Source organism: Bacillus sp. FSL M8-0077, assembly GCF_038050255.1.
GTDB classification, from domain to species: Bacteria; Bacillota; Bacilli; order Bacillales; family Bacillaceae; genus Bacillus; species Bacillus altitudinis.
In genome coordinates, this window is the sequence record NZ_JBBPAF010000001.1 from 94,803 (window position 1) to 116,356 (window position 21,554).

The following is a 21,554-nucleotide window of genomic DNA, read 5'->3' on the forward strand; positions in this document are numbered from 1 at the left end:
TTTCATAAAATGAAACTTTTTTTTAAAAAACTATTGCAAGAAAAGAAACCAGGTGGTATATTATTATTCGTTGCCGCAAAACAGCAACGAGGTTAAAAAAAGAAAATGAAAAAAGTTCTTGACTTCAACCGAAGCGAAATGTTAAGATATTAAAGTCGCTTCTGAGCGATAACGAAGATGATCTTTGAAAACTAAACAAGACAAAACGTACCTGTTAATTCGAGTTTTTATAAAAAAATCCTATGATACATCATAGGTAGTCAGTCAAACTGGCGAAAAGCAAAACTTCGGTTTTGTACTTTTTCGGAGAGTTTGATCCTGGCTCAGGACGAACGCTGGCGGCGTGCCTAATACATGCAAGTCGAGCGGACAGAAGGGAGCTTGCTCCTGGATGTTAGCGGCGGACGGGTGAGTAACACGTGGGTAACCTGCCTGTAAGACTGGGATAACTCCGGGAAACCGGAGCTAATACCGGATAGTTCCTTGAACCGCATGGTTCAAGGATGAAAGACGGTTTCGGCTGTCACTTACAGATGGACCCGCGGCGCATTAGCTAGTTGGTGAGGTAACGGCTCACCAAGGCGACGATGCGTAGCCGACCTGAGAGGGTGATCGGCCACACTGGGACTGAGACACGGCCCAGACTCCTACGGGAGGCAGCAGTAGGGAATCTTCCGCAATGGACGAAAGTCTGACGGAGCAACGCCGCGTGAGTGATGAAGGTTTTCGGATCGTAAAGCTCTGTTGTTAGGGAAGAACAAGTGCAAGAGTAACTGCTTGCACCTTGACGGTACCTAACCAGAAAGCCACGGCTAACTACGTGCCAGCAGCCGCGGTAATACGTAGGTGGCAAGCGTTGTCCGGAATTATTGGGCGTAAAGGGCTCGCAGGCGGTTTCTTAAGTCTGATGTGAAAGCCCCCGGCTCAACCGGGGAGGGTCATTGGAAACTGGGAAACTTGAGTGCAGAAGAGGAGAGTGGAATTCCACGTGTAGCGGTGAAATGCGTAGAGATGTGGAGGAACACCAGTGGCGAAGGCGACTCTCTGGTCTGTAACTGACGCTGAGGAGCGAAAGCGTGGGGAGCGAACAGGATTAGATACCCTGGTAGTCCACGCCGTAAACGATGAGTGCTAAGTGTTAGGGGGTTTCCGCCCCTTAGTGCTGCAGCTAACGCATTAAGCACTCCGCCTGGGGAGTACGGTCGCAAGACTGAAACTCAAAGGAATTGACGGGGGCCCGCACAAGCGGTGGAGCATGTGGTTTAATTCGAAGCAACGCGAAGAACCTTACCAGGTCTTGACATCCTCTGACAACCCTAGAGATAGGGCTTTCCCTTCGGGGACAGAGTGACAGGTGGTGCATGGTTGTCGTCAGCTCGTGTCGTGAGATGTTGGGTTAAGTCCCGCAACGAGCGCAACCCTTGATCTTAGTTGCCAGCATTTAGTTGGGCACTCTAAGGTGACTGCCGGTGACAAACCGGAGGAAGGTGGGGATGACGTCAAATCATCATGCCCCTTATGACCTGGGCTACACACGTGCTACAATGGACAGAACAAAGGGCTGCGAGACCGCAAGGTTTAGCCAATCCCACAAATCTGTTCTCAGTTCGGATCGCAGTCTGCAACTCGACTGCGTGAAGCTGGAATCGCTAGTAATCGCGGATCAGCATGCCGCGGTGAATACGTTCCCGGGCCTTGTACACACCGCCCGTCACACCACGAGAGTTTGTAACACCCGAAGTCGGTGAGGTAACCTTTATGGAGCCAGCCGCCGAAGGTGGGACAGATGATTGGGGTGAAGTCGTAACAAGGTAGCCGTATCGGAAGGTGCGGCTGGATCACCTCCTTTCTAAGGATATATGGAGCAGCGTACGTTTTTCGTCTTGTTTAGTTTTGAAGGATCAACCCTTCAAAACATGTCTCTAGCGAGACAGGATTGTTCTTTGAAAACTAGATAACAATAAGTAATACATTCACATTGAATGCAATGCAAAGTTCATCACACATAGTGATTCTTTCTAAAGTAAGAAATGGTTAAGTTAGAAAGGGCGCACGGTGGATGCCTTGGCACTAGGAGCCGATGAAGGACGGGACGAACACCGATATGCTTCGGGGAGCTGTAAGCAAGCTTTGATCCGGAGATTTCCGAATGGGGAAACCCACTGCTCGTAATGGAGTAGTATCCATACTTGAATACATAGAGTATGAGAAGGCATACCCGGGGAACTGAAACATCTAAGTACCCGGAGGAAGAGAAAGCAAATGCGATTCCCTGAGTAGCGGCGAGCGAAACGGGAACAGCCCAAACCAAGAGGCTTGCCTCTTGGGGTTGTAGGACACTCTATACGGAGTTACAAAGGAACGATATAAGCGAAGAGGTCTGGAAAGGCCCGCCAAAGAAGGTAACAGCCCTGTAACTGAAATGTTGTTCTCTCCAGAGTGGATCCTGAGTACGGCGGAACACGTGAAATTCCGTCGGAATCCGGGAGGACCATCTCCCAAGGCTAAATACTCCCTAGTGACCGATAGTGAACCAGTACCGTGAGGGAAAGGTGAAAAGCACCCCGGAAGGGGAGTGAAATAGATCCTGAAACCGTGTGCCTACAAGTAGTCAGAGCCCGTTAACGGGTGATGGCGTGCCTTTTGTAGAATGAACCGGCGAGTTACGATCCCGTGCAAGGTTAAGCAGAAGATGCGGAGCCGCAGCGAAAGCGAGTCTGAATAGGGCGCATGAGTACGTGGTCGTAGACCCGAAACCAGGTGATCTACCCATGTCCAGGGTGAAGTTCAGGTAACACTGAATGGAGGCCCGAACCCACGCACGTTGAAAAGTGCGGGGATGAGGTGTGGGTAGGGGTGAAATGCCAATCGAACCTGGAGATAGCTGGTTCTCTCCGAAATAGCTTTAGGGCTAGCCTCAAGGTAAGAGTCTCGGAGGTAGAGCACTGATTGGACTAGGGGCCCCTACCGGGTTACCGAATTCAGTCAAACTCCGAATGCCGATGACTTATCCTTGGGAGTCAGACTGCGAGTGATAAGATCCGTAGTCGAAAGGGAAACAGCCCAGACCGCCAGCTAAGGTCCCAAAGTATACGTTAAGTGGAAAAGGATGTGGAGTTGCTTAGACAACCAGGATGTTGGCTTAGAAGCAGCCACCATTTAAAGAGTGCGTAATAGCTCACTGGTCGAGTGACTCTGCGCCGAAAATGTACCGGGGCTAAACGTATCACCGAAGCTGCGGACTGTTCTTACGAACAGTGGTAGGAGAGCGTTCTAAGTGCAGTGAAGTCAGACCGGAAGGACTGGTGGAGCGCTTAGAAGTGAGAATGCCGGTATGAGTAGCGAAAGACGGGTGAGAATCCCGTCCACCGAATGCCTAAGGTTTCCTGAGGAAGGCTCGTCCGCTCAGGGTTAGTCGGGACCTAAGCCGAGGCCGAAAGGCGTAGGCGATGGACAACAGGTTGATATTCCTGTACCACCTCCTCACCATTTGAGCAATGGGGGGACGCAGGAGGATAGGGTAAGCGCGGTATTGGATATCCGCGTCCAAGCAGTTAGGCTGGGAAATAGGCAAATCCGTTTCCCGTGAAGGCTGAGCTGTGATGGCGAGCGAAATTTAGTAGCGAAGTTCCTGATTCCACACTGCCAAGAAAAGCCTCTAGCGAGGTGAGAGGTGCCCGTACCGCAAACCGACACAGGTAGGCGAGGAGAGAATCCTAAGGTGATCGAGAGAACTCTCGTTAAGGAACTCGGCAAAATGACCCCGTAACTTCGGGAGAAGGGGTGCTTCTTAGGGTGTTAAAGCCCCGAGAAGCCGCAGTGAATAGGCCCAGGCGACTGTTTAGCAAAAACACAGGTCTCTGCGAAGCCGTAAGGCGAAGTATAGGGGCTGACGCCTGCCCGGTGCTGGAAGGTTAAGAGGAGCGCTTAGCGTAAGCGAAGGTGCGAATTGAAGCCCCAGTAAACGGCGGCCGTAACTATAACGGTCCTAAGGTAGCGAAATTCCTTGTCGGGTAAGTTCCGACCCGCACGAAAGGCGCAACGATCTGGGCACTGTCTCAACGAGAGACTCGGTGAAATTATAGTACCTGTGAAGATGCAGGTTACCCGCGACAGGACGGAAAGACCCCGTGGAGCTTTACTGCAGCCTGATATTGAATGTTGGTACAGCTTGTACAGGATAGGTAGGAGCCTTGGAAACCGGAGCGCTAGCTTCGGTGGAGGCATCGGTGGGATACTACCCTGGCTGTATTGACCTTCTAACCCGCTGCCCTTATCGGGCAGGGAGACAGTGTCAGGTGGGCAGTTTGACTGGGGCGGTCGCCTCCTAAAATGTAACGGAGGCGCCCAAAGGTTCCCTCAGAATGGTTGGAAATCATTCGCAGAGTGTAAAGGCACAAGGGAGCTTGACTGCGAGACCTACAAGTCGAGCAGGGACGAAAGTCGGGCTTAGTGATCCGGTGGTTCCGCATGGAAGGGCCATCGCTCAACGGATAAAAGCTACCCCGGGGATAACAGGCTTATCTCCCCCAAGAGTCCACATCGACGGGGAGGTTTGGCACCTCGATGTCGGCTCATCGCATCCTGGGGCTGTAGTCGGTCCCAAGGGTTGGGCTGTTCGCCCATTAAAGCGGTACGCGAGCTGGGTTCAGAACGTCGTGAGACAGTTCGGTCCCTATCCGTCGCGGGCGCAGGAAATTTGAGAGGAGCTGTCCTTAGTACGAGAGGACCGGGATGGACGCACCGCTGGTGTACCAGTTGTTCTGCCAAGGGCATCGCTGGGTAGCTATGTGCGGACGGGATAAGTGCTGAAAGCATCTAAGCATGAAGCCCCCCTCAAGATGAGATTTCCCATTCCGCAAGGAAGTAAGATCCCTGAAAGATGATCAGGTTGATAGGTCTGAGGTGGAAGCGTGGTGACACGTGGAGCTGACAGATACTAATAGATCGAGGACTTAACCTATATTCTAATGTGAAAATTGAACATTGTTATCTAGTTTTGAGAGAACATTCTCTCCATCAGGTTTGGTGGCGATAGCGAAGAGGTCACACCCGTTCCCATACCGAACACGGAAGTTAAGCTCTTCAGCGCCGATGGTAGTTGGGGGTTTCCCCCTGTGAGAGTAGGACGCCGCCAAGCTTTTCAAAGGATCAGTTCCAGTCGGAACTGGTCTTTTTTGTGTTTCAATAAATCATATATATTTATATTGAAAATAGTGGTCTTTCACTACATTCTCAATAACCCATTCATTTCATCCTCTTCGCTGGAATTCTAGACATTCTATAATATTCTTATCATCCAATCTCGTCGCTCATCTTGCTAAGAGGCAACATCAAAAGAGTAAACATGTCTAAAAAGGATCCTTTCCTCTGGCAACCATATGTAGCGAACTGCGCTTGCTGCTAGATCATTGAAACCTACATAAGAGAGCAAAGGGCTTCTTGGATTGCTAATGAGAGAGGAGAAAAATTTGAGTTGAGCACTACAATGTTTGATGAGGTAAGGGAACTTTGAGACGAGTTTTTGAAAAATGACCAAAAATGGTTTCTCGGAAAAATAAAATAATAAAAAAATTCGTTTCTAAATGCACTTTATCTGAGGATATAAGGAATGAAACAAACATTTTTCAGCTTTCAAAGAGCTGTTTTTCACATTGGAAAAGCGCTATTAATGCCCTTTTTAACAAAAAAACATAAAAAAACGAAAAAAAGACTTTTAAAATGAAGAGACAAGTGGTAAACTTCTTTAGGTGCCTTAACGAAAAGATGCCGAAAAACAGCTTTAAAATAAATTCAAAAATTATTTTAAAAAAGTCTTTACAAACAATATCTTATCGTTATATAATACTATTTGTCAGATCGAGAGACATTCGAAACGACACAATATGGAGGATTAGCTCAGCTGGGAGAGCATCTGCCTTACAAGCAGAGGGTCGGCGGTTCGAGCCCGTCATCCTCCACCATATTTATTCTTACATAATGTTAGGATAGATAAAGCCGGTGTAGCTCAACTGGTAGAGCAACTGACTTGTAATCAGTAGGTTGGGGGTTCAAGTCCTCTTGCCGGCACCACTTTCATATGGTAAGATAGACAAGTCGCTTTAAAAGCGAGCCATTAGCTCAGTTGGTAGAGCATCTGACTTTTAATCAGAGGGTCGAAGGTTCGAGTCCTTCATGGCTCACCATTTTCATGCGGGTGTGGCGGAATTGGCAGACGCGCTAGACTTAGGATCTAGTGTCTTTATGACGTGGGGGTTCAAGTCCCTTCACCCGCATTGCCAAACAACATAAAGAAATCCTGTAATGCGGAAGTAGTTCAGTGGTAGAACACCACCTTGCCAAGGTGGGGGTCGCGGGTTCGAATCCCGTCTTCCGCTTATACCATCCACGCCGGGGTGGTGGAATTGGCAGACACACAGGACTTAAAATCCTGCGGTAGGTGACTACCGTGCCGGTTCAAGTCCGGCCCTCGGCATTATAAAATAAGCGCCCGTAGCTCAATTGGATAGAGCGTTTGACTACGGATCAAAAGGTTAGGGGTTCGACTCCTCTCGGGCGCGCCATTAAGATCGGGAAGTAGCTCAGCTTGGTAGAGCACTTGGTTTGGGACCAAGGGGTCGCAGGTTCGAATCCTGTCTTCCCGACCATCTTTTATGGGGCCTTAGCTCAGCTGGGAGAGCGCCTGCCTTGCACGCAGGAGGTCAGCGGTTCGATCCCGCTAGGCTCCACCAATATGATCTTTGAAAACTAAACAAGACAAAACGTACCTGTTAATTCGAGTTTTTATAAAAAAATCCTATGATACTTCATAGGTAGTCAGTCAAACTGGCGAGGCAGGAAATGATCACATGCTAAGTTCGCTACATCGTGTAGCAACGCATGTGTGATATGCATCCTGCATACCTCGGAGAGTTTGATCCTGGCTCAGGACGAACGCTGGCGGCGTGCCTAATACATGCAAGTCGAGCGGACAGAAGGGAGCTTGCTCCCGGATGTTAGCGGCGGACGGGTGAGTAACACGTGGGTAACCTGCCTGTAAGACTGGGATAACTCCGGGAAACCGGAGCTAATACCGGATAGTTCCTTGAACCGCATGGTTCAAGGATGAAAGACGGTTTCGGCTGTCACTTACAGATGGACCCGCGGCGCATTAGCTAGTTGGTGAGGTAACGGCTCACCAAGGCGACGATGCGTAGCCGACCTGAGAGGGTGATCGGCCACACTGGGACTGAGACACGGCCCAGACTCCTACGGGAGGCAGCAGTAGGGAATCTTCCGCAATGGACGAAAGTCTGACGGAGCAACGCCGCGTGAGTGATGAAGGTTTTCGGATCGTAAAGCTCTGTTGTTAGGGAAGAACAAGTGCAAGAGTAACTGCTTGCACCTTGACGGTACCTAACCAGAAAGCCACGGCTAACTACGTGCCAGCAGCCGCGGTAATACGTAGGTGGCAAGCGTTGTCCGGAATTATTGGGCGTAAAGGGCTCGCAGGCGGTTTCTTAAGTCTGATGTGAAAGCCCCCGGCTCAACCGGGGAGGGTCATTGGAAACTGGGAAACTTGAGTGCAGAAGAGGAGAGTGGAATTCCACGTGTAGCGGTGAAATGCGTAGAGATGTGGAGGAACACCAGTGGCGAAGGCGACTCTCTGGTCTGTAACTGACGCTGAGGAGCGAAAGCGTGGGGAGCGAACAGGATTAGATACCCTGGTAGTCCACGCCGTAAACGATGAGTGCTAAGTGTTAGGGGGTTTCCGCCCCTTAGTGCTGCAGCTAACGCATTAAGCACTCCGCCTGGGGAGTACGGTCGCAAGACTGAAACTCAAAGGAATTGACGGGGGCCCGCACAAGCGGTGGAGCATGTGGTTTAATTCGAAGCAACGCGAAGAACCTTACCAGGTCTTGACATCCTCTGACAACCCTAGAGATAGGGCTTTCCCTTCGGGGACAGAGTGACAGGTGGTGCATGGTTGTCGTCAGCTCGTGTCGTGAGATGTTGGGTTAAGTCCCGCAACGAGCGCAACCCTTGATCTTAGTTGCCAGCATTTAGTTGGGCACTCTAAGGTGACTGCCGGTGACAAACCGGAGGAAGGTGGGGATGACGTCAAATCATCATGCCCCTTATGACCTGGGCTACACACGTGCTACAATGGACAGAACAAAGGGCTGCGAGACCGCAAGGTTTAGCCAATCCCACAAATCTGTTCTCAGTTCGGATCGCAGTCTGCAACTCGACTGCGTGAAGCTGGAATCGCTAGTAATCGCGGATCAGCATGCCGCGGTGAATACGTTCCCGGGCCTTGTACACACCGCCCGTCACACCACGAGAGTTTGTAACACCCGAAGTCGGTGAGGTAACCTTTATGGAGCCAGCCGCCGAAGGTGGGACAGATGATTGGGGTGAAGTCGTAACAAGGTAGCCGTATCGGAAGGTGCGGCTGGATCACCTCCTTTCTAAGGATATATGGAGCAGCGTACGTTTTTCGTCTTGTTTAGTTTTGAAGGATCAACCCTTCAAAACATGTCTCTAGCGAGACAGGATTGTTCTTTGAAAACTAGATAACAATAAGTAATACATTCACATTGAATGCAATGCAAAGTTCATCACACATAGTGATTCTTTCTAAAGTAAGAAATGGTTAAGTTAGAAAGGGCGCACGGTGGATGCCTTGGCACTAGGAGCCGATGAAGGACGGGACGAACACCGATATGCTTCGGGGAGCTGTAAGCAAGCTTTGATCCGGAGATTTCCGAATGGGGAAACCCACTGCTCGTAATGGAGTAGTATCCATACTTGAATACATAGAGTATGAGAAGGCATACCCGGGGAACTGAAACATCTAAGTACCCGGAGGAAGAGAAAGCAAATGCGATTCCCTGAGTAGCGGCGAGCGAAACGGGAACAGCCCAAACCAAGAGGCTTGCCTCTTGGGGTTGTAGGACACTCTATACGGAGTTACAAAGGAACGATATAAGCGAAGAGGTCTGGAAAGGCCCGCCAAAGAAGGTAACAGCCCTGTAACTGAAATGTTGTTCTCTCCAGAGTGGATCCTGAGTACGGCGGAACACGTGAAATTCCGTCGGAATCCGGGAGGACCATCTCCCAAGGCTAAATACTCCCTAGTGACCGATAGTGAACCAGTACCGTGAGGGAAAGGTGAAAAGCACCCCGGAAGGGGAGTGAAATAGATCCTGAAACCGTGTGCCTACAAGTAGTCAGAGCCCGTTAACGGGTGATGGCGTGCCTTTTGTAGAATGAACCGGCGAGTTACGATCCCGTGCAAGGTTAAGCAGAAGATGCGGAGCCGCAGCGAAAGCGAGTCTGAATAGGGCGCATGAGTACGTGGTCGTAGACCCGAAACCAGGTGATCTACCCATGTCCAGGGTGAAGTTCAGGTAACACTGAATGGAGGCCCGAACCCACGCACGTTGAAAAGTGCGGGGATGAGGTGTGGGTAGGGGTGAAATGCCAATCGAACCTGGAGATAGCTGGTTCTCTCCGAAATAGCTTTAGGGCTAGCCTCAAGGTAAGAGTCTCGGAGGTAGAGCACTGATTGGACTAGGGGCCCCTACCGGGTTACCGAATTCAGTCAAACTCCGAATGCCGATGACTTATCCTTGGGAGTCAGACTGCGAGTGATAAGATCCGTAGTCGAAAGGGAAACAGCCCAGACCGCCAGCTAAGGTCCCAAAGTATACGTTAAGTGGAAAAGGATGTGGAGTTGCTTAGACAACCAGGATGTTGGCTTAGAAGCAGCCACCATTTAAAGAGTGCGTAATAGCTCACTGGTCGAGTGACTCTGCGCCGAAAATGTACCGGGGCTAAACGTATCACCGAAGCTGCGGACTGTTCTTACGAACAGTGGTAGGAGAGCGTTCTAAGTGCAGTGAAGTCAGACCGGAAGGACTGGTGGAGCGCTTAGAAGTGAGAATGCCGGTATGAGTAGCGAAAGACGGGTGAGAATCCCGTCCACCGAATGCCTAAGGTTTCCTGAGGAAGGCTCGTCCGCTCAGGGTTAGTCGGGACCTAAGCCGAGGCCGAAAGGCGTAGGCGATGGACAACAGGTTGATATTCCTGTACCACCTCCTCACCATTTGAGCAATGGGGGGACGCAGGAGGATAGGGTAAGCGCGGTATTGGATATCCGCGTCCAAGCAGTTAGGCTGGGAAATAGGCAAATCCGTTTCCCGTGAAGGCTGAGCTGTGATGGCGAGCGAAATTTAGTAGCGAAGTTCCTGATTCCACACTGCCAAGAAAAGCCTCTAGCGAGGTGAGAGGTGCCCGTACCGCAAACCGACACAGGTAGGCGAGGAGAGAATCCTAAGGTGATCGAGAGAACTCTCGTTAAGGAACTCGGCAAAATGACCCCGTAACTTCGGGAGAAGGGGTGCTTCTTAGGGTGTTAAAGCCCCGAGAAGCCGCAGTGAATAGGCCCAGGCGACTGTTTAGCAAAAACACAGGTCTCTGCGAAGCCGTAAGGCGAAGTATAGGGGCTGACGCCTGCCCGGTGCTGGAAGGTTAAGAGGAGCGCTTAGCGTAAGCGAAGGTGCGAATTGAAGCCCCAGTAAACGGCGGCCGTAACTATAACGGTCCTAAGGTAGCGAAATTCCTTGTCGGGTAAGTTCCGACCCGCACGAAAGGCGCAACGATCTGGGCACTGTCTCAACGAGAGACTCGGTGAAATTATAGTACCTGTGAAGATGCAGGTTACCCGCGACAGGACGGAAAGACCCCGTGGAGCTTTACTGCAGCCTGATATTGAATGTTGGTACAGCTTGTACAGGATAGGTAGGAGCCTTGGAAACCGGAGCGCTAGCTTCGGTGGAGGCATCGGTGGGATACTACCCTGGCTGTATTGACCTTCTAACCCGCTGCCCTTATCGGGCAGGGAGACAGTGTCAGGTGGGCAGTTTGACTGGGGCGGTCGCCTCCTAAAATGTAACGGAGGCGCCCAAAGGTTCCCTCAGAATGGTTGGAAATCATTCGCAGAGTGTAAAGGCACAAGGGAGCTTGACTGCGAGACCTACAAGTCGAGCAGGGACGAAAGTCGGGCTTAGTGATCCGGTGGTTCCGCATGGAAGGGCCATCGCTCAACGGATAAAAGCTACCCCGGGGATAACAGGCTTATCTCCCCCAAGAGTCCACATCGACGGGGAGGTTTGGCACCTCGATGTCGGCTCATCGCATCCTGGGGCTGTAGTCGGTCCCAAGGGTTGGGCTGTTCGCCCATTAAAGCGGTACGCGAGCTGGGTTCAGAACGTCGTGAGACAGTTCGGTCCCTATCCGTCGCGGGCGCAGGAAATTTGAGAGGAGCTGTCCTTAGTACGAGAGGACCGGGATGGACGCACCGCTGGTGTACCAGTTGTTCTGCCAAGGGCATCGCTGGGTAGCTATGTGCGGACGGGATAAGTGCTGAAAGCATCTAAGCATGAAGCCCCCCTCAAGATGAGATTTCCCATTCCGCAAGGAAGTAAGATCCCTGAAAGATGATCAGGTTGATAGGTCTGAGGTGGAAGCGTGGTGACACGTGGAGCTGACAGATACTAATAGATCGAGGACTTAACCTATATTCTAATGTGAAAATTGAACATTGTTATCTAGTTTTGAGAGAACATTCTCTCCATCAGGTTTGGTGGCGATAGCGAAGAGGTCACACCCGTTCCCATACCGAACACGGAAGTTAAGCTCTTCAGCGCCGATGGTAGTTGGGGGTTTCCCCCTGTGAGAGTAGGACGCCGCCAAGCTTTTCAAAGGATCAGTTCCAGTCGGAACTGGTCTTTTTTGTGTTTTTGTGAGGTTTGGCACCAGATAAATGTGGAAATAATATTGTTAGTTGAGCGATTATCTTGAAAAATCGATCGAAAAAATTTATAGTAAGATTAAAGTCAAATATAGTCAAAGTCAATGGAGGAGGAGGCGGAGTGGCACAAAATATTTCTGATATCATCGAGCAGTATTTGAAGGAAGTCTTGGATCAGAATGGTCGAGAAATATTAGAAATTAAACGCAATGAGATTGCAGATAAGTTTCAATGCGTACCTTCACAAATTAACTATGTTATCAATACACGCTTTACGAGCGAAAGAGGTTATATCGTCGAAAGTAAGCGTGGCGGCGGTGGCTATATCCGAATCATTAAAGTCAAAATGAATGATGAAGTCGATTTATTGAACAACATTATTTCCCAAATATATCATCGTTTATCACAGGCTGCATCTGATCATATCATCATGCGTCTTGTTGAGAACAACATTTTATCTGAAAGAGAAGCAAAGATGATGATTAGTGTCATGGACCGTTCTGTTTTACACATTGATTTACCTGAACGAGATGAACTGCGGGCTCGGATGATGAAAGCGATGTTAAATGCTTTGAAATTAAAGTAAGGCGGGTGAAAAGATTGATTTGTCAAGAATGCAATGAGAGACCAGCCACTTTTCACTTTACGAAAGTAATAAATGGAGAAAAACAAGAAATGCACATATGTGAACAATGTGCAAAAGAAAACAGTGATTCATATGCTATGAGTGGAAACCAAGGTTTCTCGATTCACAACTTATTATCAGGCTTATTGAATATTGATCCTAGCTTTACCACAAGTGCGAATAAAGGATCATCTATTTTTCAAGAGGCAAGAGAAGTGGATCAATGTCCTAAGTGTGGCTTAACTTTTCAGCAATTCAGGAAAACAGGCCGTTTTGGCTGTGCAGAATGTTATCGAACCTTTGATCAGTATTTAAATCCTGTTTTAAGGAAAGTCCATAGTGGAAATACAGTCCATAATGGAAAAGTCCCTAAACGGATTGCCGGCAGTCTGCATGTTCGCCGGAAACTTGAGTTAATGCAGCAAGAACTAAAGCAGCTGATTGAACAGGAAGAATTTGAAAAAGCAGCGGAAGTTCGAGATCAAATTCGTGCATTAGAGCATGAGCAATCTCAGCAGAGGGAGGGAGATTAACGACATGTCGCTCCAGCATTTTATTCAAGACGCATTAAGTCAATGGATGAAACAGAAAGGACCAGAAAGTGACATTGTTCTAAGCAGTCGTATTCGGTTGGCACGCAACCTAGAGCATGTTCGTTTCCCAACTCAGTTTTCTCAAGAGGAGGCTGAAGCTGTTCTTCAGCAATTCGAGCAAAAGTTTGTGAGCCAGGAAGTGAAGGACATTGGAAGCTTTGTTCTGATTCGAATGAATGAAACGCAGCCTTTGGCTAAAAGGGTACTTGTTGAAAAGCATTTGATTAGCCCCAATTTAGCAGAATCAAGATTTGGAGGCTGTTTGCTTTCAGAAAATGAAGAAATCAGTGTCATGCTGAATGAGGAAGACCATATTCGTATTCAATGCTTGTTCCCAGGATTTCAGCTGGCCAATGCACTAAAAGCAGCTAACCAAATAGATGACTGGATTGAAGAGCAAGTGGATTATGCGTTTTCTGAAAAGCGAGGATACTTAACGAGCTGTCCGACCAATGTAGGTACAGGTATTAGGGCTTCAGTCATGATGCACTTACCAGCATTAGCCCTGACAAGACAAATGAATCGCATTATTCCTGCAATTAATCAATTAGGTCTTGTGGTCAGAGGAATTTATGGTGAGGGTAGCGAAGCAATAGGAAACATCTTTCAAATTTCAAATCAAATGACACTGGGTCAATCAGAAGAAGATATTGTAGATGATTTGAATAGTGTGACGGCACAGCTCATTGAACAAGAGCGATCTGCACGTAAGGCATTATATCAGACGTCTAAAATTGAACTTGAAGACAGAGTGTACCGTTCCTTGGGGATTTTGGCTAATTGCCGCATGATTGAGTCTAAGGAAACGGCTAAGTGTTTGTCAGATGTGCGACTTGGAATTGATTTAGGTATCATTAAGGGGCTTTCAAGTAATATACTGAATGAACTCATGATTTTGACACAGCCTGGCTTCCTTCAGCAATATTCAGGAGGAGCCTTGGAACCAAATGAGAGAGATATAAAACGAGCAGCGATTATTAGAGAAAGGCTGCGCTTAGAAATGCATAGGAATGGACAGGAGGATGAAACGATATGATGTTTGGAAGATTCACTGAAAGAGCTCAAAAGGTATTAGCACTTGCACAAGAAGAAGCCATTCGCCTAGGCCATAAGAATATCGGAACTGAGCACATTTTACTTGGTCTTGTACGTGAAGGTGAGGGAATCGCCGCAAAAGCATTAGAAGCACTGGGCCTTGTTTCAGATAAAATCCAAAAAGAAGTCGAGAGCTTGATTGGAAGAGGGCAAGAGGTGTCTCAAGCTATTCCTCATTACACACCTAGAGCGAAGAAAGTTACGGAGCTTTCTATGGATGAAGCGAGGAAGCTGGGTCATTCCTATGTAGGGACAGAACATATTCTTTTAGGTCTTATTCGTGAGGGAGAGGGTGTAGCTGCCCGTGTCTTAAATAACCTCGGAGTGAGCTTAAATAAAGCACGCCAGCAAGTATTGCAGCTTCTAGGCAGCAATGAAACGGGTGCATCTGCGGCAGGATCTAATAGCAATGCCAATACACCAACTTTAGATAGCCTTGCAAGAGACTTAACGGCTATTGCAAAAGAGGACAGCTTGGACCCTGTGATTGGCCGCAGCAAAGAAATCCAACGTGTCATTGAGGTTTTAAGTAGAAGAACAAAGAATAACCCTGTGCTGATTGGAGAGCCTGGTGTTGGTAAAACTGCGATCGCAGAAGGCCTCGCACAGCAAATTATTCACAACGAAGTGCCTGAAATTCTTCGTGATAAACGAGTCATGACACTTGATATGGGAACCGTTGTAGCGGGAACGAAATATCGTGGTGAATTCGAGGATCGTTTGAAAAAAGTCATGGACGAAATCCGTCAGGCTGGAAATATCATTCTCTTCATTGATGAGCTTCATACACTGATTGGTGCAGGAGGAGCAGAGGGTGCGATTGATGCCTCTAATATTCTAAAACCATCTTTAGCACGTGGTGAGCTTCAATGTATCGGGGCAACAACGTTAGATGAGTACCGTAAATATATTGAAAAAGATGCTGCGCTTGAACGCCGATTCCAGCCAATTCAAGTGGATCAGCCGTCTGTTGATGAAAGCATTCAAATTTTAAGAGGGCTTAGAGACCGTTATGAAGCACATCACCGTGTATCTATTACAGATGAGGCCATTGAGGCGGCGGTAAAGCTTTCTGATCGTTATATCTCCGATCGTTTCCTTCCAGATAAGGCGATCGACTTAATTGATGAGGCAGGTTCAAAAGTTCGCTTACGTTCTTTCACAACACCACCTAACCTAAAGGAACTTGAGCAAAAGCTGGATGAAGTACGCAAAGAAAAGGATGCAGCTGTTCAAAGTCAAGAATTTGAAAAAGCCGCTTCTCTTCGTGATACGGAGCAACGTTTGCGCGAAAAGGTAGAAGTGACGAAGAAATCTTGGAAAGAAAAGCAGGGACAAGAGAATTCAGAGGTATCTGTTGATGATATCGCAATGGTTGTTTCTAGCTGGACGGGAGTACCTGTTTCAAAAATTGCACAAACAGAAACAGATAAGCTTCTGAACATGGAACAATTGCTCCACTCTCGCGTCATTGGACAGGATGAAGCAGTTGTTGCTGTTGCAAAAGCTGTAAGACGTGCCCGTGCTGGACTAAAAGATCCGAAACGTCCAATTGGTTCCTTTATTTTCTTAGGGCCAACAGGTGTTGGTAAGACTGAGCTTGCAAGAGCACTCGCTGAGTCTATCTTCGGTGATGAAGAAGCGATGATTCGTATTGATATGTCTGAGTACATGGAAAAACACTCGACTTCAAGACTTGTTGGATCACCCCCAGGCTATGTGGGCTATGAAGAAGGCGGACAACTGACTGAAAAAGTGAGAAGAAAACCTTATTCTGTTGTGCTTTTAGACGAGATTGAAAAGGCGCACCCAGATGTATTCAACATCTTACTTCAAGTATTAGAAGATGGTCGTCTGACTGATTCTAAAGGGCGTACTGTTGACTTTAGAAATACGATTTTGATCATGACATCCAACGTTGGAGCTAGTGAGCTGAAGCGCAATAAATATGTTGGTTTTAACGTGCAGGATGAAGGTCAAAATTACAAGGATATGAAAGGCAAAGTGATGGGCGAGTTGAAACGTGCGTTTAGACCGGAGTTCATCAACCGTATTGATGAAATTATTGTCTTCCACTCACTCGAAAAGAAACATCTAAAAGAGATTGTTTCTCTCATGTCTGATCAATTGACAAAACGACTAAAAGAGCAGGACCTTTCAATTGAATTGACAGAAGCAGCAAAAGCCAAGATTGCCGACGAAGGCGTAGATCTTGAGTATGGTGCTCGTCCGTTAAGAAGAGCGATTCAAAAGCACGTCGAGGATCGACTTTCTGAGGAATTGCTGAAAGGCAATATTGAAAAGGGTCAACATATCGTATTAGATGTAGAAGATGGAGAAATTGTCGTAAAAGCAACGGCTGCTACGAACTAATATAGTAAGAAAAAAGTGTGAGGCATACCAGTAAGTTGGATGCCTCCCTTTACTTATTTTCTGACCAGTATAAGGAGTTGTATTGTTCAATCTATGGCTAAGACAAAATCAAAATTTATATGCCAATCGTGCGGTTATGAGTCAGCCAAATGGATGGGGAAATGTCCCGGCTGCGGCACTTGGAACAGTATGACAGAAGAGGTCGTTCGTAAAGAACCGGCAAATCGTCGAAGTGCGTTTAATCATTCTGTTCAAACCATTCAAAAACCTTCACCTATATCTGCAATTGAAACATCCGAAGAACCCCGAATTAAAACGAATTTAGAAGAATTTAACCGAGTATTAGGAAGTGGAATTGTCAAAGGCTCACTTGTTCTTATTGGCGGTGATCCTGGGATTGGGAAGTCCACACTATTATTACAAGTTTCAGCACAGCTATCAGATCAGAATCAGAATGTGTTATACATATCTGGTGAGGAATCAATAAAACAAACGAAGCTTAGAGCAGACCGTCTCGGTATTGAAAGTGCCTCTTTACATGTTTTGGCTGAAACCGATATGGAGTATATAACGTCTGCTATACAAGAGATGAAACCCGCTTTTGTTGTGGTGGATTCGATTCAAACCGTTTATCAAAGCGATATCACGTCAGCTCCTGGATCTGTTTCTCAGGTGAGGGAATGCACTGCGCAGCTGATGAAAATTGCCAAGACGAATGGTATTCCTATTTTTATTGTTGGTCACGTGACCAAGGAAGGCTCGATTGCTGGGCCGCGCCTTTTAGAGCATATGGTGGATACAGTTCTTTATTTTGAAGGGGAGCGCCATCATACGTTTCGTATTTTACGGGCAGTGAAAAACCGTTTTGGTTCAACGAATGAATTAGGGATTTTTGAAATGAGAGAGGAAGGGCTCTCAGAGGTATTAAACCCATCAGAAATCTTCTTAGAAGAGCGGTCAGCAGGTGTATCTGGATCGTGTGTTGTTGCCTCAATGGAAGGAACAAGACCTGTTCTAGTGGAGATACAAGCACTTATTTCACCGACGAGCTTTGGGAATCCACGGAGAATGGCTACTGGCCTTGATCATAACCGAGTGTCATTGCTTATGGCCGTTTTAGAAAAACGGGTAGGGCTGCTGCTACAAAACCAAGATGCCTATTTAAAGGTCGCAGGTGGTGTGAAACTTGACGAACCAGCGATTGACTTGGCTATTGCCGTCAGTATTGCATCAAGCTTTAAAGATGCAGCGCCGCATCAAGCAGATTGCTTTATAGGAGAAGTGGGTCTGACGGGAGAAGTCAGAAGAGTATCAAGAATTGAACAGCGTGTGCAGGAAGCTGCTAAACTAGGATTTAAACGAATGTTTATTCCTCAGGCGAATATAGATGGATGGAAAAAGCCGAGAGGGATTGAGTTAGTCGGTGTAGAAAATGTAGCAGAGGCACTTCGCATTTCACTAGGGGGATCATAGAAATGGAAAAAGAGAAAAAAGGAGCGAGAGAAGTCGATCTCTTAGATATTGTCCAGTTTGTGGCACCTGGGACACCCCTGCGGGCAGGGATTGAAAACGTCCTAAGAGCCAATACTGGAGGGCTCATTGTTGTTGGTTATAACGATAAAGTGAAAAGTGTGGTAGATGGAGGATTTCATATTAATTCTGCTTTCTCCCCAGCACATTTATATGAATTGGCGAAGATGGATGGAGCGATTATTTTAAGTGACTCTGGTCAAAAAATCTTGTATGCGAATACACAGCTCATGCCAGATGCAACCATTCATTCATCAGAAACAGGCATGAGACACCGAACGGCTGAACGTGTAGCAAAGCAGACAGGTTGCTTAATTATTGCCATTTCTGAACGCCGGAACGTCATTACCTTATACCAAGGGAATCGACGATATACGCTGAAAGATATTGGTTTTATTTTGACGAAGGCCAACCAAGCGATACAAACACTTGAGAAATATAAAACCATTTTAGATCATGCCATTTCTGCATTAAGTGCCTTAGAATTTGAAGAACTTGTGACCTTTGGGGATGTATTATCCGTGCTGCATCGCTATGAAATGGTACTTAGAATCAAAAATGAAATCAATATGTATATCAAAGAGCTTGGGACAGAAGGACACTTGATCCGTCTGCAAGTCAATGAGCTGATAACAGATATGGAGCAGGAAGCGGCTTTATTTATTAAAGATTACGTGAAAGAAAAGATCAAAGATCCATATGTGCTGCTGAAACAGCTCCAAGATATGTCGAGCTTTGAACTTTTAGATGACTCTATTTTGTACAAGTTACTCGGCTATCCAGCATCTACAAATATTGACGAATATGTGTACACAAGAGGATACAGGTTACTTCATAAAATCCCTAGACTGCCTATGCCGATCGTTGAAAACGTGGTCGAAGCATTTGGTGTGCTAGATCGAATTATGGAAGCGGATGTACAAGATTTGGATGAAGTAGAAGGAATTGGAGAAGTAAGAGCGAAAAAGATAAAAAAAGGATTAAAGAGACTGCAAGAAAAACATTATATCGACCGTCAGCTATAAAAAGAGAAATTTTTCTTAAATACGGTTGAAAATGGATGAGTATGGGTATATTAATGATGGTTTTGTTTTCTGTTCATGATGATAGGAAACTTAAGCATATATCAATGTCAGATGAAGGTGGATTGACAGATGAAAAATAAAGGAGGTGAAGGTATGTTAAAAAGAATCGTTCAGGCGTTTTTTATCATTTTCGGTGCAGTTGTAGGGATTTTTATCATTCCAGAGTTATTTCTGCTGTTAAATGTGAAGGACATACCTTTCATAACAAATGCTTACTCTTCAGCACTAATAGGAGCCGCGGTGTTCTTTATCATTGGTAAATGGTGCACAGGCTATGTGGTTAATTGGGTGAAATGGATCGAGGATTCTCTATTGAAGGCGCCTCTTCCTGATCTTATATCTGGAAGTTTCGGTTTAGTATTTGGACTTATTCTAGCATATCTTATTGTAAACGTGATCCCGCTAAACAATATCCCATATCATATTTTTGGTACCATTATTCCGATTTTCCTGGCTTTCTTTTTAGGATACCTTGGATTTCAGGTAGGGTTTAAGAAGAAGGATGAAATGATGGGGCTGTTCTCTCGATCTGCAAAGGTCACAAAGAAAAAAGGAGCAGCTGATGATGAACCTGAAATAGAAGATAAAAAGCTGAAAATTTTAGACACAAGTGTTATCATTGATGGAAGAATCGCAGATATTTGCCAAACTGGATTCCTAGAAGGTGTGATGGTCATTCCTCAATTTGTACTCGAGGAATTACAGCATATTGCAGACTCTTCTGATGTATTAAAGAGAAATAGAGGCCGAAGAGGTCTTGATATTTTAAATCGTATCCAAAAAGAACTGGATATTAAAGTTGAAATTTACGAAGGTGACTTCGAAGATATTCAAGAGGTTGACAGCAAGCTTGTGAAGCTCGCTAAGTTAACTTCAGGTGTTGTTGTGACAAATGATTTTAATTTAAATAAAGTATGCGAACTTCAAAAAGTAGCAGTGTTAAACATCAATGATCTAGCCAATGCAGTCAAACCGGTTGTACTGCCTGGGGAAGAAATGAAGGTACAGGTCATCAAAGACGGGAAAGAGCATAACCAAGGTGTTGCTTACTTAGATGACGGTACGATGATTGTGGTCGAAGAAGGACGCAATTATATTGGAAAAGACATTGATGTGCTCGTCACAAGTGTGCTGCAAACTGCTGCTGGAAGAATGATTTTTGCGAAGCCAAAACTTCTGGAGAAGGCGCTCTAAAGGGAGAACGAACATGTATTATGAAGTAGTTATTCCGGCTGCGGGGCAGGGGAAGCGAATGAAGGCCGGCCGCAATAAACTTTTTATTGAATTGAAAAGAATGCCGGTCATCATCCACACACTGAAGGTGTTTGACGCTCATTCACAATGCAGACGCATGATCTTAGCGATCAATGAAGAAGAGCGTCGTGACTTTGAAAGGCTACTGAAGGTACACGCTTTTCAAACGCCTGTTTCACTTGTCACTGGCGGTGAAGAACGGCAGCAAAGTGTATACGAAGGATTGAAGGCTGTGCAAGATGCGGACATCGTGCTTGTTCATGATGGCGCAAGGCCTTTTATTAAGCATACACAGATTGACTTGCTCGTTAAAGCAGCGATTGAAAAAGGCTCCGCAGTCGTAGCGGTACCAGTGAAAGACACAATCAAACGCGTTCAAGAAGGCAAAGTGGAACAAACCATTGAACGTCAGAGCTTGTGGGCAGTCCAGACCCCACAAGCTTTTCGTCATTCTATTTTAAAAGAAGCACATGAACATGCGGAGCGGACAGGCTTTCTTGGAACAGATGACGCCAGTCTTGTGGAACAATTACACGGTGAGAGTGTGTATATTGTCCAAGGAGACTATACCAATATTAAACTGACAACACCGGATGATTTATTGGTTGCCAAGGCAATTATGGATGCGGAAAGAGGGTACTAGAACATGTTTAGAATAGGACAAGGTTTTGATGTGCATCAATTAACAGAGGGAAGACCTCTTATTATTGGCGGTGTGACGATCCCTTACGAAAAGGGTCTACTTGGGCATTCAGATGCGGATGTACTGCTTCATACTGTGGCGGATGCCTGTCTAGGTGCGATTGCTGAAGGAGATATCGGCAGACATTTCCCAGACACGGATCCGGAGTTTAAAGATGCAGACTCTTTTAAATTACTTCAGCACGTGTGGGCGCTTGTAAAAGAAAAAGGCTATACACTGGTGAATATCGATTGCACCATCATGGCGCAAAAACCAAAGATGGCACCATACATTCAGCCAATGTGTGAGAAAATCGCAGAAGCCCTTGAGGCAGATGTCACACAGGTGAATGTCAAAGCAACAACGACAGAGAAACTTGGATTTACAGGAAGAGGCGAAGGAATTGCCTCTCAGGCGACAGTGCTTCTTCAGAAAAAGTAAAATCCGTTTTGATGAGAATGGGTTTTGATGATAAAATACGTTTATAAAAAATTGGTGTCAGACAACATGATGCAGATGA

9 protein-coding genes, 9 tRNA genes and 6 rRNA genes are annotated in these 21,554 nt (G+C 46.6%); all 24 read left to right on the plus strand.

Annotated features, from left to right (window positions below; translation table 11 throughout):
* The first annotated feature begins 300 nt into the window (after positions 1 to 300).
* The 24 genes from NST57_RS00500 to ispF all read left to right on the plus strand — a co-directional run bounded on the left by NST57_RS00500 (position 301) and on the right by ispF (position 21,475).
* Positions 301 to 1,849: ribosomal RNA gene (locus NST57_RS00500) — 16S ribosomal RNA — on the plus strand.
* A 183-nt stretch (positions 1,850 to 2,032) separates the two neighbouring features.
* Positions 2,033 to 4,963, plus strand: a 23S ribosomal RNA gene (locus NST57_RS00505).
* A gap of 61 nt (positions 4,964 to 5,024) precedes the next feature.
* Positions 5,025 to 5,140, plus strand: a 5S ribosomal RNA gene (rrf, locus tag NST57_RS00510).
* A gap of 747 nt (positions 5,141 to 5,887) precedes the next feature.
* Positions 5,888 to 5,963 (plus strand) — tRNA-Val (locus NST57_RS00515).
* Between the two features lie 33 nt (positions 5,964 to 5,996).
* Positions 5,997 to 6,072 (plus strand) — tRNA-Thr (locus tag NST57_RS00520).
* Between the two features lie 37 nt (positions 6,073 to 6,109).
* A tRNA-Lys gene (locus tag NST57_RS00525) sits at positions 6,110 to 6,185 on the plus strand.
* Between the two features lie 7 nt (positions 6,186 to 6,192).
* Positions 6,193 to 6,275: transfer RNA gene (locus tag NST57_RS00530), tRNA-Leu, on the plus strand.
* 30 nt (positions 6,276 to 6,305) lie between these two features.
* Positions 6,306 to 6,377 (plus strand) — tRNA-Gly (locus NST57_RS00535).
* Positions 6,378 to 6,389: 12 nt separating this feature from the next.
* Positions 6,390 to 6,475: transfer RNA gene (locus NST57_RS00540), tRNA-Leu, on the plus strand.
* Between the two features lie 11 nt (positions 6,476 to 6,486).
* Positions 6,487 to 6,563, plus strand: a tRNA-Arg gene (locus NST57_RS00545).
* A 7-nt stretch (positions 6,564 to 6,570) separates the two neighbouring features.
* Positions 6,571 to 6,647, plus strand: a tRNA-Pro gene (locus NST57_RS00550).
* 8 nt (positions 6,648 to 6,655) lie between these two features.
* Positions 6,656 to 6,731: transfer RNA gene (locus NST57_RS00555), tRNA-Ala, on the plus strand.
* Between the two features lie 170 nt (positions 6,732 to 6,901).
* A 16S ribosomal RNA gene (locus NST57_RS00560) occupies positions 6,902 to 8,450 on the plus strand.
* Positions 8,451 to 8,633: 183 nt separating this feature from the next.
* A 23S ribosomal RNA gene (locus tag NST57_RS00565) occupies positions 8,634 to 11,564 on the plus strand.
* Positions 11,565 to 11,625: 61 nt separating this feature from the next.
* Positions 11,626 to 11,741, plus strand: a 5S ribosomal RNA gene (rrf, locus tag NST57_RS00570).
* The 16S, 23S and 5S rRNA genes sit together here with 9 tRNA genes alongside, the layout of an rRNA operon.
* Positions 11,742 to 11,918: 177 nt before the next feature.
* Entirely contained in the window at positions 11,919 to 12,383 is a 465-nt protein-coding gene (locus NST57_RS00575; RefSeq protein WP_003217184.1) for a CtsR family transcriptional regulator, read from the plus strand.
* Between the two features lie 14 nt (positions 12,384 to 12,397).
* On the plus strand, positions 12,398 to 12,955 hold the full coding sequence (locus NST57_RS00580; RefSeq protein WP_007496258.1) for a UvrB/UvrC motif-containing protein: 558 nt from the start codon (positions 12,398 to 12,400) through the stop codon (positions 12,953 to 12,955).
* A 4-nt stretch (positions 12,956 to 12,959) separates the two neighbouring features.
* The gene (locus NST57_RS00585; protein ID WP_341297830.1) at positions 12,960 to 14,051 is read left to right on the plus strand and encodes a protein arginine kinase; all 1,092 of its coding nucleotides are present in this window, start codon (positions 12,960 to 12,962) and stop codon (positions 14,049 to 14,051) included.
* A complete protein-coding gene (clpC, locus tag NST57_RS00590; RefSeq protein WP_142153602.1) occupies positions 14,048 to 16,483 on the plus strand; it encodes an ATP-dependent protease ATP-binding subunit ClpC in 2,436 nt (811 codons plus the stop codon). The genes NST57_RS00585 and clpC overlap by 4 nt, the downstream gene beginning before the upstream one ends.
* 93 nt (positions 16,484 to 16,576) lie before the next feature.
* A complete protein-coding gene (gene radA, locus NST57_RS00595; RefSeq protein WP_142153604.1) occupies positions 16,577 to 17,956 on the plus strand; it encodes a DNA repair protein RadA in 1,380 nt (459 codons plus the stop codon).
* A 2-nt stretch (positions 17,957 to 17,958) separates the two neighbouring features.
* Positions 17,959 to 19,038 (plus strand): DNA integrity scanning diadenylate cyclase DisA, encoded by a 1,080-nt coding sequence (gene disA / locus NST57_RS00600; protein ID WP_007496267.1) that lies wholly within the window; start codon positions 17,959 to 17,961, stop codon positions 19,036 to 19,038.
* A gap of 153 nt (positions 19,039 to 19,191) precedes the next feature.
* Positions 19,192 to 20,292 (plus strand): PIN/TRAM domain-containing protein, encoded by a 1,101-nt coding sequence (locus NST57_RS00605; protein WP_003217214.1) that lies wholly within the window; start codon positions 19,192 to 19,194, stop codon positions 20,290 to 20,292.
* A 13-nt stretch (positions 20,293 to 20,305) separates the two neighbouring features.
* Positions 20,306 to 20,995: a 2-C-methyl-D-erythritol 4-phosphate cytidylyltransferase gene (gene ispD, locus NST57_RS00610; RefSeq protein WP_008345432.1), complete on the plus strand. Its 690-nt coding sequence runs from the start codon at positions 20,306 to 20,308 to the stop codon at positions 20,993 to 20,995.
* Positions 20,996 to 20,998: 3 nt separating this feature from the next.
* Complete coding sequence (ispF, locus tag NST57_RS00615; protein WP_007496273.1) at positions 20,999 to 21,475, plus strand: 2-C-methyl-D-erythritol 2,4-cyclodiphosphate synthase; 477 nt, start codon at positions 20,999 to 21,001, stop codon at positions 21,473 to 21,475.
* Positions 21,476 to 21,554: the final 79 nt, after the last annotated feature.

Coding starts and splice junctions, on each gene's coding strand:
- ispF (WP_007496273.1), top strand. CDS start 20,999: ATGTTTAGAATAGGACAAGGTTTTGATGTGCATCAATTAACAGAGGGA.
- NST57_RS00605 (WP_003217214.1), top strand. CDS start 19,192: ATGTTAAAAAGAATCGTTCAGGCGTTTTTTATCATTTTCGGTGCAGTT.
- ispD (WP_008345432.1), top strand. CDS start 20,306: ATGTATTATGAAGTAGTTATTCCGGCTGCGGGGCAGGGGAAGCGAATG.
- disA (WP_007496267.1), top strand. CDS start 17,959: ATGGAAAAAGAGAAAAAAGGAGCGAGAGAAGTCGATCTCTTAGATATT.
- clpC (WP_142153602.1), top strand. CDS start 14,048: ATGATGTTTGGAAGATTCACTGAAAGAGCTCAAAAGGTATTAGCACTT.
- radA (WP_142153604.1), top strand. CDS start 16,577: ATGGCTAAGACAAAATCAAAATTTATATGCCAATCGTGCGGTTATGAG.
- NST57_RS00585 (WP_341297830.1), top strand. CDS start 12,960: ATGTCGCTCCAGCATTTTATTCAAGACGCATTAAGTCAATGGATGAAA.